This window comes from Paraburkholderia dioscoreae, assembly GCF_902459535.1.
Classification (GTDB): domain Bacteria; phylum Pseudomonadota; class Gammaproteobacteria; order Burkholderiales; family Burkholderiaceae; genus Paraburkholderia; species Paraburkholderia dioscoreae.
The window spans coordinates 2,748,038-2,764,004 of the sequence record NZ_LR699554.1 but is presented as its reverse complement, the minus strand read 5'-3'; the positions used below and the strand labels follow the sequence as shown (position 1 = coordinate 2,764,004).

9 protein-coding genes and 1 pseudogene are annotated in these 15,967 nt (G+C 63.4%); 8 read left to right on the top strand and 2 right to left on the bottom strand.

What is annotated here, in order from left to right; translation table 11 throughout:
• Nucleotides 1-295 precede the first annotated feature (295 nt).
• A pseudogene (locus PDMSB3_RS32530) lies at nt 296-1,360 on the bottom strand (zinc-binding metallopeptidase family protein); the annotation flags it as partial.
• A 323-nt stretch (nt 1,361-1,683) separates the two neighbouring features.
• Between PDMSB3_RS32530 and PDMSB3_RS32525 the strand changes: the two are divergent.
• From PDMSB3_RS32525 to PDMSB3_RS32515, 3 genes are read left to right on the top strand one after another with little or no spacing between them, the layout of a single operon-like run.
• On the top strand, nt 1,684-5,157 hold the full coding sequence (locus PDMSB3_RS32525; protein WP_165189095.1) for a transglutaminase family protein: 3,474 nt from the start codon (nt 1,684-1,686) through the stop codon (nt 5,155-5,157).
• Nucleotides 5,158-5,186: 29 nt separating this feature from the next.
• On the top strand, nt 5,187-7,817 hold the full coding sequence (locus tag PDMSB3_RS32520) for a circularly permuted type 2 ATP-grasp protein (protein WP_165189093.1): 2,631 nt from the start codon (nt 5,187-5,189) through the stop codon (nt 7,815-7,817).
• A complete protein-coding gene (locus tag PDMSB3_RS32515) occupies nt 7,814-8,704 on the top strand; it encodes a transglutaminase family protein (RefSeq protein WP_007178003.1) in 891 nt (296 codons plus the stop codon). The genes PDMSB3_RS32520 and PDMSB3_RS32515 overlap by 4 nt, the downstream gene beginning before the upstream one ends.
• 197 nt (nt 8,705-8,901) lie before the next feature.
• Here the strand turns inward: PDMSB3_RS32515 and PDMSB3_RS32510 are convergent, their stop codons facing one another.
• Nucleotides 8,902-9,084, bottom strand: a complete 183-nt coding sequence (locus PDMSB3_RS32510; RefSeq protein ID WP_157187717.1) for a hypothetical protein — start codon at nt 9,082-9,084, stop codon at nt 8,902-8,904.
• Between the two features lie 88 nt (nt 9,085-9,172).
• Here PDMSB3_RS32510 and PDMSB3_RS32505 point away from each other — a divergent pair, with 88 nt between their 5' ends.
• From PDMSB3_RS32505 to PDMSB3_RS32485, 5 genes are all read left to right on the top strand, one after another.
• Nucleotides 9,173-9,778, top strand: coding sequence for a fimbria/pilus outer membrane usher protein (locus PDMSB3_RS32505; RefSeq protein WP_157187716.1), 606 nt, complete (start codon nt 9,173-9,175; stop codon nt 9,776-9,778).
• A 479-nt stretch (nt 9,779-10,257) separates the two neighbouring features.
• Nucleotides 10,258-11,211 (top strand): lysophospholipid acyltransferase family protein, encoded by a 954-nt coding sequence (locus PDMSB3_RS32500; protein ID WP_165189091.1) that lies wholly within the window; start codon nt 10,258-10,260, stop codon nt 11,209-11,211.
• A gap of 61 nt (nt 11,212-11,272) precedes the next feature.
• Nucleotides 11,273-12,478 (top strand): HlyD family efflux transporter periplasmic adaptor subunit, encoded by a 1,206-nt coding sequence (locus PDMSB3_RS32495; protein WP_165189089.1) that lies wholly within the window; start codon nt 11,273-11,275, stop codon nt 12,476-12,478.
• Nucleotides 12,479-12,490: 12 nt separating this feature from the next.
• Nucleotides 12,491-14,608: a peptidase domain-containing ABC transporter gene (locus PDMSB3_RS32490; RefSeq protein WP_007177999.1), complete on the top strand. Its 2,118-nt coding sequence runs from the start codon at nt 12,491-12,493 to the stop codon at nt 14,606-14,608.
• Nucleotides 14,601-15,905 (top strand): TolC family outer membrane protein, encoded by a 1,305-nt coding sequence (locus tag PDMSB3_RS32485; RefSeq protein ID WP_007177998.1) that lies wholly within the window; start codon nt 14,601-14,603, stop codon nt 15,903-15,905. The genes PDMSB3_RS32490 and PDMSB3_RS32485 overlap by 8 nt, the downstream gene beginning before the upstream one ends.
• Nucleotides 15,906-15,967: the final 62 nt, after the last annotated feature.

The following is a 15,967-nucleotide window of genomic DNA, read 5'->3' as shown; positions in this document are numbered from 1 at the left end:
CGGCGGGCGCCGGCTGCAGTGGTGGTTCGGATGCCACCGGTTGCGGCGCTGGTGGCGGAGCTTGGGCGGCTATAGCCGGGGCGGTTGGCTGCCCCGAGGGCTGCACGGGTGACGCGTCCACAGGCGGTGGCGGAGCCTGTGATGTCACCACTTTGGCGGCTGGCTGCGCCACAGGCTGCAGCGGCGGCGCGTCCACCGGTTGTGGTGTAGCCGTTGAAACCTCAACCGCCGCCGGCTGCTTCCCACCTTGCGCCGCAGCGGCCTGCCCCGGCGGCGTCGCCGCTTCGCGCGGCACGGATTTGTCGCAAGCCGCCTCGATCACGCGATGCACGAAGCGCAACTTCTCCACCACCGGCGCGGCGAGCGTGAACGGATAGCCGTCCGGCATGCCGAGACTCCGGTTCAGGCTGTTCAATGCATAGGTGAGCGGAAACCAGCGCTTCATCAGATTCTCGAAGCTGGCGTCTTCCACCGGCGTGCGATCGGTCAGCGTGGGCTCGCTGGGGTCGTCGGGTAGCAGCGCAACGCCGTATGAGGTCGATGTATCCAGCACGTCGACGATCAGCATGTAGTGCGCCCACGTCTCGGCCCAATCTTCCCAAGGATGCATCGTGGCATACGCGCTGATAAACGACGCCTGCCAATCCGCCGGCGCACCGTCCCGATAGTAGGCCTTCAGCGCCTCGCCGTAGTCGGCGCTTTCGTCGCCGAACAGTTTGCGGAACGGCTCCAGCCAGCGCGGGTTGTTCTCCACCAGCTGGCTGAAGTAGTAGTGCCCGGTCTCATGCCGGAAGTGGCCGAGCAAGGTGCGGTAGGGCTCGCCCATCGCGGTACGCACTTTCTCACGGTACGCATCGTCCGCCTCGGCGATATTAAGCGTGATGAGGCCATTATCATGGCCCGTCATGACGCGCGAACCGTCGCCGCCGTCTTCCAGGAATTCGAAGGCAAGGCCATGCTCCGGATCGGCCTGGCGCGACTTCACGTCGAGGCCGAGTTCGGCGAGGGTGTACAGCAGGCGCCGTTTGGCCATCTCCAGCCGATACCAGTAGAGCCGGTTGTCCGGCGCGCTCAGATTCGGAATCGTCAGGGTCAGCTGGCAGGCGCGGCACAGCACGTCAGGGGACTCGGCAGGGATCATCCAGTTGCAGACGTTCTCGACGGCGTAGTTATGGCATTGGCGGAACAGCGCGCCTTCGGCGCCCGGATGCAGACTGCGCCAGCGTCCTTCGCCGGCGTCTTCGAACGCGCTGATTTCCGCCAGTTCAGGCACATAGCCGAGCAATGACTCGCAACGTTCGCAACGAACGTTTTCGTAGAACACAAGGTGCGAGCAATGATTGCAGTGGAAGGTTTTCATCGGTCGAGCCTGGGAGGTGGGATGGCAATCATGGGCGAACAGTGTCGCAATCTTCATGCCGCATTTGCCAGACGTCACTGGTTTAACGCACATTACGTGCATGATCGTGCATGAGCGTTGCGCCGCTTTGGTGCGCGGCCACGGAAATGGCCGGGGAAGGGCGCTCTGTTCGATCGACCGGACCGCAAGCCAGGTGCGGCAAACTTCACGGCACGCGATGATCCGGGCGGTACGGGCCGTTCACACGGTTTTTCGCAGTTGTTCAGTAAACGGCATGAAGCTTGCTTTTTGGCGGGCTGCCATCCTTCGTCCAGGAGTCCGGTGTGTCCATACGCGTCGCGTTGCATCATGTCACACATTACCGTTACGACAGGCTGGTTTCACTGTCGCCCCAGGTCGTGCGTCTCAGGCCTGCGCCGCATTGCCGGACCCCGATCCTCGCGTATTCGATGCGGGTCGAGCCGGCTGAACACTTTATCAACTGGCAGCAGGACGCGTTCGCCAACTATCAGGCGCGGCTCGTTTTCCCCGAGAAGACGCGCGAATTCAAGGTGACGGTGGATCTGATCGCCGAGATGGCCGTCTACAACCCGTTCGACTTCTTTCTCGAGCCCTCGGCCGAGCAATTCCCGTTCGACTATTCGCCCGGCCTCGCGCTGGAACTCGCGCCGTACCTCGTCAAGCGGCCCATGACGCCGCGCTTCGCCGAGTTCGTCGCGAGTATCGACCGCACGCCGGCCGCCACCGCCGACTTTCTCGTCGCGCTGAATCAGCGGCTGCAACGCGAGATCCGTTACCTGATCCGCATGGAGCCGGGCGTGCAGACGCCCGAGGAAACGCTCGTGAGCGCGGCGGGCTCGTGCCGCGATTCGGGCTGGCTGCTGGTCGAGACCTTGCGGCAACTGGGGCTGGCGGCGCGCTTCGTGTCCGGGTATCTGCTGCAACTCGCGCCCGACGTCAAATCCATCGACGGCCCCAGCGGCACCGAGGTCGACTTCACCGACCTGCACGCGTGGTGCGAGGTCTATCTGCCGGGCGCCGGATGGATCGGCCTCGATCCGACGTCCGGGCTGCTGGCGGGCGAAGGGCATATCCCCGTCGCCTGCACGCCCGAGCCGGGCAGCGCGGCGCCGATCTCCGGCGCCGTCGACGAGTCCGAGGTCGAGTTCGAACACACTATGTCGATCGAGCGGGTGCTGGAGACGCCGCGCGTCACCAGGCCGTACAGCGAAGCGGTGTGGGCCGACGTGCTGAAAATGGGCGCTCAGGTCGATCAGAAACTCGCTGACATGGACGTGCGTCTGACGATGGGCGGCGAGCCGACCTTCGTGTCGGTGCGCGATCGCGACGCCGCCGAATGGAATACGGACGCACTCGGCCCGACCAAGCGCGGCTACGCGGTCGCGCTGATGGAGAAGCTGCGCGCGCGTTACGGCGCGACAGGTTTCCTGCATATCGGCCAGGGCAAGTGGTATCCGGGCGAGCAATTGCCGCGCTGGGCGATGTCGCTGTACTGGCGCGCCGACGGCGAGCCGTGCTGGCACAATCCGGCGCTGTTCGCGGACGAGCGCGAGCCCGGCACCTACACGGCGGCCGACGCGCGACGCTTCCTCGCGCATCTCGCGGCCAGACTGGCGCTCGACACGGACTGCATCCAGCCCGGCTTCGAGGACGTCTGGTACTACCTGTGGCGCGAGCGCCGTCTGCCGGTCAACGTCGATCCGCTCGACGCGCGCCTCGACGACGAACTGGAGCGCGTGCGTCTGCGCCGCGTGTTCGACGCGGGGCTAGGCGGCGCGACCGGTTACGTGCTGCCGCTGGCGCGCGAGCGCGACGAGCCGCACGAGTCGCCCAAATGGGTCAGCGGCCGCTGGTTTTTCCGCGACGAGCGCATGTTCCTGATTCCCGGCGATTCGCCGATGGGCTATCGCCTGCCGCTCGATTCGCTGCCGTGGGTGTCGAAGACCGACTATCCGTATCAGCACGCGCACGATCCGTTTGCGCCGCCCGTGCCGCTGCGTTCGGCCGCGCAGTTGCGTATGCAATACGACGGCCAGCAGCGCAGCCTGAGCCCCGCCGATGCGCGGCGCGCGGCGGCGCTGTCGTCTTCGGCGGCGGAATTGCTGAGCGGTATGCCCGGTGCCGGCGTAGTGGGCTACGCAGGTCAGCCCGGCGATCAGGAGGTGCCGGCGCGCGGGCAGTCGTCGAAGGAAACCATTCGTACGGCGATTTGCGTCGAAGCGCGCGACCCGAAGCGCGCGGCCGGTCCGAAGGCCGAAACGGACGCGTTCGGCAGCGGCCGCACGCTGCTGCATGTGTTCATGCCGCCGCTCACCGAACTCGACGACTATCTCGATCTGCTCGCCGCCGTCGAAGCGACGGCCGCCGAGTTGCGCATGCAGGTAGTGCTCGAAGGGTATCCGCCGCCGCGCGACGCGCGCCTGAAAATGCTGCAGGTCACGCCGGACCCCGGCGTGATCGAGGTGAACATCCATCCCGCGGCAAACTGGGATCAACTGGTCGACCACACGGAGTATCTGTACCGGTCGGCGGCGGAAAGCTATCTCAGCAGCGAGAAGTTCATGACCGATGGCCGCCACACCGGAACCGGCGGCGGCAATCACTTCGTGCTCGGCGGCGCGACGCCCGCCGACAGTCCGTTCCTGCGCCGTCCCGATCTGCTGGCTAGCCTGATCGCATACTGGCACAACCATCCGTCGCTGTCGTATCTGTTTTCCGGGCTGTTCATCGGGCCGACCAGCCAGGCGCCACGGGTCGACGAAGCGCGCAACGATCAGGTCTATGAGCTCGAAGTGGCGTTGCGCGAATTGCAGCGGCAGATCGACATGCTCGGCGGCCGCGAAAGTGCGAGCCTGCCGGCGTGGATGATCGACCGGTCGCTGCGCAACATCCTGATCGACGTGACGGGCAACACGCACCGCGCCGAGTTCTGCATCGACAAGCTCTATTCGCCGGACGGCCCGACCGGCCGTCTCGGCCTGCTCGAATTGCGCGGCTTCGAAATGCCGCCGCACGCGCGCATGAGTCTCGCGCAGCAACTGCTGCTGCGCGCGCTGGTGGCGCGTTTCTGGCATACGCCGTACACGCAGCGGCTCACGCGCTGGGGTACGGAGCTGCACGATCGCTTCCTGCTCGGCACCTTCGTGAAGATGGATTTCGACGACGTGCTCGGCGAACTGAACCGCGCGGGCTTCGCCTTCGACAGCAGCTGGTTCGCGCCGCACTTCGAATTCCGCTTTCCGCTGGTCGGCGAGACCACGGTGAACGGCGTCTCGCTGACGATCCGCAACGCGCTCGAACCGTGGCACGTGATGGGCGAGGAGGGCTCGGCGGGCGGCACGGTGCGTTACGTGGATTCGTCGGTGGAGCGGCTCGAAGTGCGCGCGCTGGGCCTGAACGACAACCGCCATGTCCTGACCGTCAACGGCGTGCCCGTGCCGTTGCAGCCGACCGGCCGCGTCAGCGAGTATGTGGCCGGCGTGCGGTTTCGCGCGTGGTCGCAACCGTCGGCGCTGCATCCGACCATCGGCGTGGATGCGCCGCTCACTTTCGATCTGGTCGATACATGGAGTGGCCGCTCGGTGGGCGGATGCCAGTATCATGTCGCTCATCCGGGCGGGCGCAATTACCAGACCTTCCCGATCAACGCCTATGAGGCGGAAAGCCGGCGGCGCGCGCGCTTCTTCGCGTCGGGACATACGCCGGGGCCGCTCAAGGTCGATGCGCCGCAGCGCAGTCTGGAGTTTCCTTTCACACTGGATCTGCGCTACTGGTAAAACCAGCACACTCTTAAAACGACACGACCTTGGCCTTTCAATCGACTTTTCCCTTCGAAACGTCCGCGGCGCGCGCGGACGCTTCGTCCCTGTTGCGCCTGCTGCCGGCCCACGAGGGACATTGGGACGAGTTACGCGACGCCTCGGGCGCATTGCGCGAACCGTGGCGGCAATTCTTCGAACGGCTGGGCGAAGTCGGGATCGCGCGGCTCGACGATCATCTCGCCTCGGTCGCGCAGCAGATCCGCGACAACGACATCAGCTACAACGTCTACGCGGACAACGGCGAGCCGAGGCCGTGGGCGCTCGACCTGCTGCCGTTCCTGATCAGCGAGGACGAGTGGGCGCATATCGAGCGCGGCGTGACGCAGCGCGCGCATCTGCTGAACGCGATCGTCGCGGATATTTACGGCCCGCAGACCTTGCTCGAGCGCGGGCAACTGCCGCCCGCGCTGGTGTTCGGCCATCCGGGCTATCTGCGCTCGGTGAAGGGCTTCACGCCGCCGGGCGGCCAATATCTGCAGGTGGTCGCGGTAGATCTGGCGCGCACGCCCAACGGCGACTGGACCGTGATGGCGCATCGCACCGAGGCGCCGTCCGGGCTCGGTTACGCGCTGGAAAACCGCCTGATCGTGTCGACGCTGTTCGCCGATCCGTTTCGGGCCATGCGCGTGAGCCGGCTCGCGCCGACCTATTCGCAACTGATCGCAACCCTCGTGCAGGCGGCGCAGGCCACGATGCGGGACGACGGCGAAGGCGTCGACCGTTCGCCGCATATCGCCTTCCTCACGCCGGGGCCGTTTAGCGAAACCTATTTCGAGCACGTGTTTCTGGCGCGCTATCTCGGCGTGACGCTGGTCGAGGGCAAGGATCTGACCGTGCGCGACGACAAGCTCTATCTGAAGACCCTCGCCGGCCTCGAACGCGTGCACGTGGTGCTGCGGCGTCTGGACGACGCGTTCTGCGATCCGGTCGAACTGCGCGCCGATTCGAGCATCGGCGTGCCCGGCTTGCTGCAGGTGATGCGCGCGGGCAATGTGATCGTCTCGAATGTGCCGGGCTCCGGCTTTGTCGAATCGCCGGCCTTGCATGGCTTCCTGCCGGGCATCGCCGAGGTGCTGCTCGACGAGGATCTCGTATTGCCGAGCGTGCCGACGTGGTGGTGCGGCGAGAAAGCGGCGCGCAATCATGTCTTCGCGCGTCTCGACGAAGCGCTCATCGTGCCCACGTGGCCGGTCGCCGCGCGCGATGCGCCGCCCGGCATCGAGCAGGGTCGGCAGCGGTTGTCCACGTGGCGCGAGCGTATCGAAGCCATGCCCGACACCTATACGATCCAGCAGGCGCAGCGCTTTTCCTGCACGCCGCGTTACGAAGACGGCACCATTGGCCGCCGTCCGTCGGTGCTGCGCGTCTATGCGATCGCGGACGTCAACGGCGGCTGGCATGTGATGCCGGGCGGCTTCACCCGCATGGCCGCCGAACGCCAGACCACGGTGTCCATGCAGTACGGCGGCAGCAGCGTCGATACGTGGGTGCTGTCGAGCCAGCCAACTTCGACCTTCACGCTGCTGCCTTCGCCCATGCAGCCTGCCGACCTCGCGCGCAAGCACCGCACGGTGTCGAGTCGCGCGGCGGAAAACCTGTTCTGGGCCGGACGTTACGGCGAGCGGGCCGAGAACAACGTGCGGCTGCTGCGCCTGATTCTCGGCTCGCTGGAAGGCAACGACGCCGACGCGATGTTTCCGACCCTGGTCGAACTCGCCATGCATTGCGGGCTCGTGCAGTCCGGCGACATGTTCTCGCCGCATTCGCCGCAAGCCTTCGAGCGTGCGCTGGTCGCCAATCTGAGCGAGAGCACGGGCGCCGCGAGCATCGGCCAGAACCTGAGCTGTCAGGCGCGCTCGAACGGGGAAGTGCGCGGGCGTCTGTCGAACGACCACTGGCGCACGATTCTCGCGGCGCGCAACGATTTTCGCGACGCGTTGCAGACGCTGATGCCGGCGCCGGGGTACATCGGGGGTGCCTCGCAAGGCAATGGCAGTAACGGCAACGGCCGCTACGAGCGTTACGATCGCGTTACGTTGATGAACGCGCTCGAACGGCTGTCGGTGCAGTTGTCGGCGATCAGCGGCGCACAGGGCGACCGCATGACACGCGACGAAGCATGGCGCCTGCTGTTCGTGGGCCGTCACATCGAGCGCGTCTCGGCGATGACCTCGTTCCTGCGCGTGGTCGCCGATAAAGGCCAGCTCTCCACGCCCGCCGGTTTCGATCTGCTGTTGCAGCTGTTCGACAGCACGCTCACGTATCGCTCGCTCTATCCGGGGCGCTTCGAAGTGCCGGCATTGCTCGATCTGCTGGTCATCGAGCCGACCAATCCGCGCGGTATTTACGGCGTATACGAGCGTCTGCGCAAAAAGCTCGACGAGATCGCCGTGGCGGCGGGCAGCACGCGGCATCGTCCGTTCGCCGAATTGATGGCGCCGGCGGATTCGTTGCCGTCGCTCGAATCGCTGTGCGCCGTCGACGAAGACGGCGCCTACGGCAATCTGATTGCGGTATGCGATCAGATCGGCGGGTTTGCCGGCGCGGCCGCGCATGAAATCAGCGCGCGCTATTTCAGTCACGCCAGCACGGTCGCCTCGCAGGTATGGTCATGAAGAACGCGCCGACTGTGCTGTCCGTCTCGCATCGCACCACTTACCAGTATTCCACGTATGTGGAGACCGCGCAGCATCTCGCGACGATCCGGCCGATTGCCTGCTCGTGGCAACGCGTGGTCTCGCACAGCGAGAAGATCGAACCCGAACCGTCGTATCTGAATAGCCGGATCGACGCATTCGGCAACGACGTCCTGTATTTCGCGCTCGATGCGCCGCACGAGCGCCTGCAGCTCGTCAGCGAAACCACTGTGTCGCTCACGCCGCGCTGGACCGACCTCGATCCCGAGGCGACACCCGAATGGGACGACGTGGCCGACGCGCTGCGGTTTCGCGTCGGCGGCCAGTTCCGGCCCGAGGTGGAGTTCTGTTTCGCGTCGCCGAACATCGTGCCGCGGCCGTCGCTGCGCGCCTATGCATTGCCGAGCTTTCCGCCGGGCATGCCCATTGCCGCCGGCGCGATCGATCTGATGCACCGCATTCACGAAGACTTCGCCTACAAGCCTTCCGCGACCATGTTCGATACGCCCGCCGAACGCGCCTTCGAATTGAAGAGCGGCGTGTGTCAGGACTTCGCGCAGGTGATGATCGGCTGTTTGCGCTCGCTGGGTTTGCCGGCGCGCTACGTGAGCGGCTATCTGCGCAACGACCCGCCGCCGGGACAGCCGCGTTTGATTGGCGCGGATGCGTCGCACGCATGGGTATCGGTGCATTGCCCCGGCAGCGGCTGGATCGATCTCGATCCGACCAACGACGTACTTGCCGATGTGGATCACGTAACGCTTGCCATTGGCCGCGATTACAGCGACGTGTCGTTGCTGCGCGGAATGATTCTCGGTGGCGGTGCGCATCGGGTGGAAGTGGGGGTGACGGTTCTCGCGCTTTAGATGCGGGCTGCGCAGGCCGTTTTCAGCGGATATTCGGTGTAGTTCTTCCAGTGCTTCATAACGTTGCAGGCCGCGAACCAGCGTCGCGGCCGTTTCGGTCACAACTCCGCTTTTCACTTCTGAGAGGCGCGAATCTCTGTTCGGCAGGTGTCTTCACTCGACACGGTGTCAGTTTCATTCAACGTCAATGTCGCCGGTCAATCTATCGGCATCTTTGGGAAAATTCCGACGTTTTCTCGGTGAAATCTTACAACTGGCGAGACCGCCAGCGCGGATACTTTTACACGTTGCTCTGGGCAACCTGAACAACCTGAAAAGAACGTTCCGACGCCGATGACACCTGCCGCATGTTTTTTGCGCGGGGCGATCATCGTCGTCATGCAGGCGGGTGTGCATATCGTCACGCGCAGAACAAACATTGGTAGTTTTGAAATGGCGGCTAAAAGACAGTCCGAATTCACGCGGGAAATGAACAGGCGAGCGCAGCGGCGCACCCATGCGCTGATGTTAGGTGCGCTCGGCGTCTGTGTGTCGGCGCCTGGACATGCGCAGACCGTCATGGATGGCAGCGCCCAGTTCAACGATCAGCGTGACGATGGCGCGAGTGCTTCCGCTACGGAGTCGGGGCAGGCAATCGCTGGGAGCGAATGTATCGTGAATTCGTGTGCGCAAAGTCCGTCGGCGGCGCTCGGCTACGCTTTCAGTACGTTTCGTACGTCGGGGCAAGGGGCGGCGGATACGCAAAACTATTCCGGCTTCACTGCCGGCGCCAGTATCGGCAACTGGCAAGTGCGCGAGCGGGGCGCCCTCCAGTCCATCACGAGGCCAGGCACGTCATATCAGAACATCGCGGCTTACCTGCAGCGCGACATTCCGTCGTTGAAAGGTCAACTGGTTCTCGGCGACGCGCCTCCCTCCGCGGACGACAGCATCGCTTCGAATATCGCAACCGCGAACCAGACGGAAGGGGCCGAACGCCTGATGCTGTTCATGAATGCCGTTCCCATGAAGGTGTACGCACGCAATTCGGTTGTCTCATGGTCGGATGTGGAGCGCGGGAACGGGCATCACTAATGTCGACCGGCGCTCGCCAACAGGATCTGGAGTCGCGATCTTCAGAGACTCCGTGCAGAGCGGGTCGCTAAAGGATTCAAGGATTGGCCGAGCTTCGCAAGAGGCAAAGCCATGTTTGTAGGTCGTAGTTTGTCGCTGTAGTTGTACTAACTTTAATTTTTTAAATAAAAGGCAAGAAAATGCAAAAGATCGATCGTAACGCACTGGCTCAATCGAAAATCGCCGGCGGCTGCTGCAAGTGCTGCTGCGCACCGGCGAGCTCGCCGAAGGCGGCAGCGCCGACCAAGGCACCGGCAGCAGCACCGGCAGCACAGTCGGGTTCGCGCGCCTAAGCAGCGTCGCGATAGCGGTGTAAGGGTGGACTGATCGTCCGCTCGCAGTCTCGCGAAGCCCGATCGTGAACGGTTGGGCTTCGCGTTCAGAAGACGAATTATGGCGTTCCCGCGGAACGGCTATGTCACCGTGACGAAGGAACAAGCATGAGGTTATTCAAAGCGTTGCGCGCGTTGCCCGGCACTTTCGGGCGCGGTGCGAGACACAGCCGCGACCGGCTCCGGGGCGCTTGCCTCTCGCGCATTCCGCTGCGCGCGATCGAGCCGCTTGCTATTTCAGCGTGGTATTTGAGGAGTCGCTTCAACGCGAGGCTCCGCTGGAACGGTATTGAGCGGCGGGAAGTCGGGCGCGACGTGTTGAAGCTCGAACATATCGATGCACGCCGCGTGCTGCCGGGCAGGGTGCTCGAGAAACTGATCGATCAGCGGCTACATTTCGGGCGGCAGCGCAATCGCGCGGAAGCGTGGCCGGATTTGCAGCGCGCGGCGAGCACTCTGGCGCAGACCATCAGGAAGGCAAAAAAAGCGACACCGGAGCGGCCGGTCATCGTTTCGCCGTTTCATTACGTCTCTCAATACGCAAACATTTACCTGATCGACGAACTGCGCAAGCAGCTCGGTCTCGCGTCCCTCGGTGTCGTATCGGGCGTTCCGCAGAATATCTACGGAAGCGATGAGGCGATGATTCCGCACATCGACATCCTCCACACCTATAGCGAAACGAACCGCAGCGGATTGGGTTTGCGTGCGGCGCGCTCGCTCAAACGCAACGGTGTTGTCGTGCTGTTCTCCGATGCACCGCCGTTCACGCTGAGCGGCTATCCCATGGAGACGGTCGGCGTATCCATTTTCGGCCGCTCAGCGCGAATTCATAACGGCGTATTTCGCATGGGCGCGCCGCTCGACGCGCTGCTGTTGCCGTTCTATCTGCGCTTCGAACATGGGCGTTTTAGCGCCGTTGTATTCGATCCGCTCGAACTGGCGCGTAGCGATGCGCCGCAGCGTGTCGCCGACTGTATAGAGAAGGGTCTGAGAGACAACTATTCACGCTCGCTGATTGCCGGACATCCTTCAATGTACGCATTTGCGCCGGCCAGATAATTCACGCGGCTAGCGCCGGAAATACCCATCTCGTCTTCGGAAGAGAGACGGCAGGACAGTCATGGACCCAACCAGTATTCCGCAGTACCAGGACATTTCCTGGCGATGGATCGCCTATGCCACATCGGCGATCGTGGTCGTCGCTATCGGCTTCGGCTTTCTGCATGAAGTGGAACTCAAGCAGGACGTGCAGTGCGAAATCGTATCGCCATCAGAAGTGAAGGTACGTGGTTTGAGCGGACTCGTGACGTCGGTGTACGTGCGTCCTTCGGAGCGCGTGACTTCGGGGTCGCCCTTGTTCACCTTGCAGCGCGACCTGTCGTTGTCGAGCGACGGCCGGCAGCGCACCCTGTTCGATTCGCAAATGCGCGACGAGCAGATTCGTGTGGCAGACGCGCAATACGCGCAGCGCAAGGCACAGCTCACCGCGCAGCGGGATGCTTCGCTGCTGACCGGATCGAGCCGTAAAGCGGAACTCGTTGCGCTGGATGAGCAGATCACCCAGAACCGCCAGCTTTCCGGCGAATCGCAGCAAAAACTCGTGCGCCTCAAGTCGGTGTCGGACTACGTCACCGCCGATCGTATCGAGCAGGCGAGTGCCGACGAACATCAGGTCAAGGTCGCCATTGCCCAGGGCGTGGCGCGCCGCGAACAATTGCTCGGCGAGATTTCCACGCTGAGCGGCACGCTGATCGACCTCAATGCACAACTGAAAGAGAACGACGCGCGGCACGAACAAAGCATTCAGGAAATCCAGATGCGCTTCGAACAGTCGCGCCAGGACGCAACGATCTCAGCGCCGCAGGCAGGCGTCGTCACGTTTTCCAGGCTCGTGGCGGGCCATACGCTGGAAGCCTCCGACATCGCGCTCGTCATTGCGACAGACGACAAGGGCGCATTGCGGGCGGCGCTGCGCATTCCGTCGCGCCGTCGAGGCTTCGTCGAGAAAGGCCAGATTGTACGGCTCAAATTCGACGCGTTTCCCTACGCGAAATTCGGCAGCTACGAAGCACGCATCGACGCCATATCGGACACGACCATGCAGTCGTCTCCCTCTCTTCCGGGCGTGCCAGGCTCCCTTGCCGCTCAAGCGGGCGGAGACGGCGACTACCTGGCGTGGGCGACGCTGCGCGGCAAGACGTTCGACTACGGCAAACAGCATTTCGATATTTTGCCCGGCATGCGGGCCACGGCGAGCATCGTCATCGAGCGTAGAACGATTGCCGAATGGGTGTTGGCGCCGCTTTTCCGCATGATCAGAGGCTAATCAGGGGGCCTTGTGCGAACGATTTATCAGAACGAAGTCGCGGAATGCGGCTATGCCTGCCTGGCCATGGTGCTCTCGCACCTGGGCCGAGCCACCGAAGTGCGCGAGTTGTCCGCATTCAGGCCGATATCGGCGAACGGCCTGTCCTTGATGGACCTGTACGACGTGGCGACCGAATTCGGCCTCGCCGTGCAGGCTTACCGGTTCGACGTCGCGGATCTGCCGTCGGTCAGGCGAGGCTCGATTCTTCACTTTGGCGGCGCGCATTTCGTGGTGTTCGAGAAGTGCGGTCATGGCTACGTTCAGGTTGTCGATCCTGCCAGCGGCCGGCGGCGGGTCTCGATGGATACGTTCGTGGCGAGCGTGTCCGGCTATCTGCTCGAATGCTCCGCCACGCCTTCAATGCCGCGCATTCGCGCGAAATCGCAGGTGCCCGGCGCACTGGCGCGCGTGCGGGCGTTGAATCCCGCACTGCGCAAGCAACTGGCGAAAGTCATGTTCGTCGCGCTGGGCAGCCAGTTCGCGATCCTCGCCATGCCCTATCTGGGCAATCTCGTACTCGACTACGTGGTCTCGGCTGACAACATCAATCTGCTGGGCGTGCTCGTGCTGACATTTGCCGGCATCTTCGCGGTCGGTGCGCTCAGCCAGTATGTGGAAACGCGCCTTGTCGAATTGCTGCATCAGCTTACGCAGATCAACACGACCGAGGGGCTGCTCGGTCATCTTCTGCGCAATCCCATGTCGTGGTTCGAGAAGCGCCATGTCGGCGACGTTTTCGCGCGCATCAAGGCGCAGGACGAAATCAGCGTATACGCCACCCGTACCGTGACGTCGATGTGCATCGACGTCGCCGTGGGGTCGCTCGCACTCATTCTGATGCTCGTGCAAAGCCGCATGCTGACGGCCGTCGCGGTGGGCATGTTCGTCGTCTATCTTGCGGTCGCGCTGGGCATGTTCGCCCGCATGCGGGACAACCACGCACTGGTGCTCGAGACGTCGGCGCGTTGCGACGATGCATTGATCGAGACGATCCGCGCAGCGAGCCTGATCAAGCTCGCCCAGGGCGAGACGCGCCGCACGGCGCTCTTCATGATCAAGTACAAGGAATATGTGAGCGCGCTGCTGGCGAGTAACCGGCTGACCAGCGCTCGCGACGCAATTCTCAAGCTGGTGCAGTACGCGGACACGATTGCGATCACCTGGTTCGCCGCGCGACTGATGCTGGCGGGCACTGTATCCGTGGGCGTTTTCTATTCGTTTCTGATCTACAAGTCGCTGATGTCCGAGCGCTTTGCACACGCGGTCAACGGTGCGTTTGCCTACTTCATGCTGAGTGTGCCGACCGCGCGCGTGGCGGATATCGTCGAGTGCGAAGAAGAGCGGTATACGCCGCTTGCCGACTGCAACCGCGTGACCGAGATACGCATGTTCGAGCGGATTGAAGTGCGGAATGTGACGTTTCGCTACGGCGTTTCCGACCAGCCGGTTCTACGGGACGTGAGCATCGATATCCGGCACGGCGACAAGATCGCCATTACCGGGCCGTCCGGTGCGGGGAAATCGACGTTGTTCAAATTGCTGTCGGCTTCCGAACCGCTTCAGGAAGGCCAGATAGCGCTGAACGGCATTGCGTGGCCCAATCTGAGCGTCGACGAGATCCGCCGGCATGCCGCGCACATGCGTCAGGGCGACCTGATTCTGCATGGCTCGATTGCCGAAAACATCACCTTGTTTGCGGGCAGCATCGATGAAGACCGCGTGCACGCGCTACTCGAAGACGTGGGCTTACTACAGGACGTCATGCGTCTGCCGATGCGCACACGAACCGTCATTAGCGACACGATCGCGAACATTTCGGCGGGCCAGCGGCAACGATTGCTGCTGGCCCGCGCGCTTTATCAGGGCCGCAGTCTGCTGCTGCTCGACGAACCGACGTCCAATCTCGATCCGGCTTCGGTGCAACACGTAGCCGCTTTGCTGCGCCGGCTGGATTGCACGGTCGTGGTGATTACACACGACCGGTCACTGGCGGCCGCGTTCGATGTTCGCTATCGTCTGATGGACGGCGCGCTGGTGCGCGAAATGCCCGATCATCCGCATCGTCTGCCGGAGCCGGCCCATGTTTGAGTTCCGTCTCGCGCACGTTGCGATCAGTCTGTTGTGCGCCATTGCGAGTCCCGCGTTTGCGACCGACCTTCTCACCGTAACGCAACAGACGCTCGGCCGCGACTCCAACCTTGCGCAGGCGCGCGCCGGCTACGCGGCGGCACAGCAGGCCGTCCCGCAGGCGCGCGCCGGGATGTTGCCACAGATTTCCGCAGGTTGGGGGCGCACCTATAACAGCATAGCGACGGATGGTTTTCCGAAGACGACCTACTGGCAGTCGGGATGGACCATCAATATCGCGCAGCCGTTGTTCGACTGGACGAAATGGAGCAACTACAGGCAGGCGGATTTCGTCGAAGCTCGCGGCACGGTCGAAGTGAATGCGGCGCAACAGGCCGCGATTCTGCGGGCCGTGCGCGTGTACTTCGAAGCGCTCGTTGCCGAAGACGAATTGAGACGCGTCAGCGAATACGCGAACGCTGTCGATCAGCAACTTCAATTGATCAACCGGGGCAAAGCGGGGGGCGAAGCGACGCTGATCGATCTGCGCGACGCCCAGACCGCGCGTGAGAAGATCGCGCTGGAGCAGATGGATGCGGAAAATACCTTGCGTGCGAAGCGCAGGGCATTCGCGCAAGCCACCGGCGTGCCCTTCGAAACGCTCGCGCGTTTGCCTGACTCGTTGCCGATGCCGCGCCTGGAGCCTGAAGACATCGAGGCGTGGGCCGGCCAGGCCAGAGATCATGCGTTCGAGGTTCAACTCAAACAACTGGACTGGCAGATTGCAAAAATGGAGGTGAGCAAGGCCACGTCGGCACATCTGCCCTCGGTTTATCTGACCGGAAGCTATACCCCGGCCGGCGCGGCATCCGGCTACTCGCGTCCCACCACGACGACAACGGGCATGCTCGCCATCTCGATCCCGGTTTTCTCCGGCGGTGAGACACAGGCCAAGGTGAGGGCGTCGTCCGCGCTGGAAGACAAGGCGCAAGAGGGCCTTGCGGGCGCGTCGCGCGACGCCGCGGCCGCGGCGCGCGACGATTACAGCCGCTATCAGTATGGACGCACGCGAATCGATCTGCTCACGCACCTCGTGGCCTCTTCGCGAGAGGTGCTGGCGGCAACCCGAATTGGCTTTCGGGTAGGGAGCCGAACGGCCAGCGACGTACTGAGAGCGATCGATGCGCTTTATTCCTCGCAACGCGATTTGCTGGCCGCCCGCTACGACGCCATCGGCGCGCTGATGCAACTCAAGGGCGACACGGCCGCCCTGAGCATCACCGACGTGGTCCAGATCAACGACATGCTGGTGCATTGAATGCGCAACAGAGTGTTCAAGCCAGCGAAACTTGACTCTGTGCGTATGCACATATAGACTGC

Excerpts from the sequence above, each read along its gene's own strand:
- PDMSB3_RS32515 (WP_007178003.1), top strand. The coding sequence starts at position 7,814 with ATGAAGAACGCGCCGACTGTGCTGTCCGTCTCGCATCGCACCACTTAC.
- PDMSB3_RS32510 (WP_157187717.1), bottom strand. The coding sequence starts at position 9,084 with ATGACGACGATGATCGCCCCGCGCAAAAAACATGCGGCAGGTGTCATC.
- PDMSB3_RS32505 (WP_157187716.1), top strand. The coding sequence starts at position 9,173 with ATGAACAGGCGAGCGCAGCGGCGCACCCATGCGCTGATGTTAGGTGCG.
- PDMSB3_RS32500 (WP_165189091.1), top strand. The coding sequence starts at position 10,258 with ATGAGGTTATTCAAAGCGTTGCGCGCGTTGCCCGGCACTTTCGGGCGC.
- PDMSB3_RS32495 (WP_165189089.1), top strand. The coding sequence starts at position 11,273 with ATGGACCCAACCAGTATTCCGCAGTACCAGGACATTTCCTGGCGATGG.
- PDMSB3_RS32485 (WP_007177998.1), top strand. The coding sequence starts at position 14,601 with ATGTTTGAGTTCCGTCTCGCGCACGTTGCGATCAGTCTGTTGTGCGCC.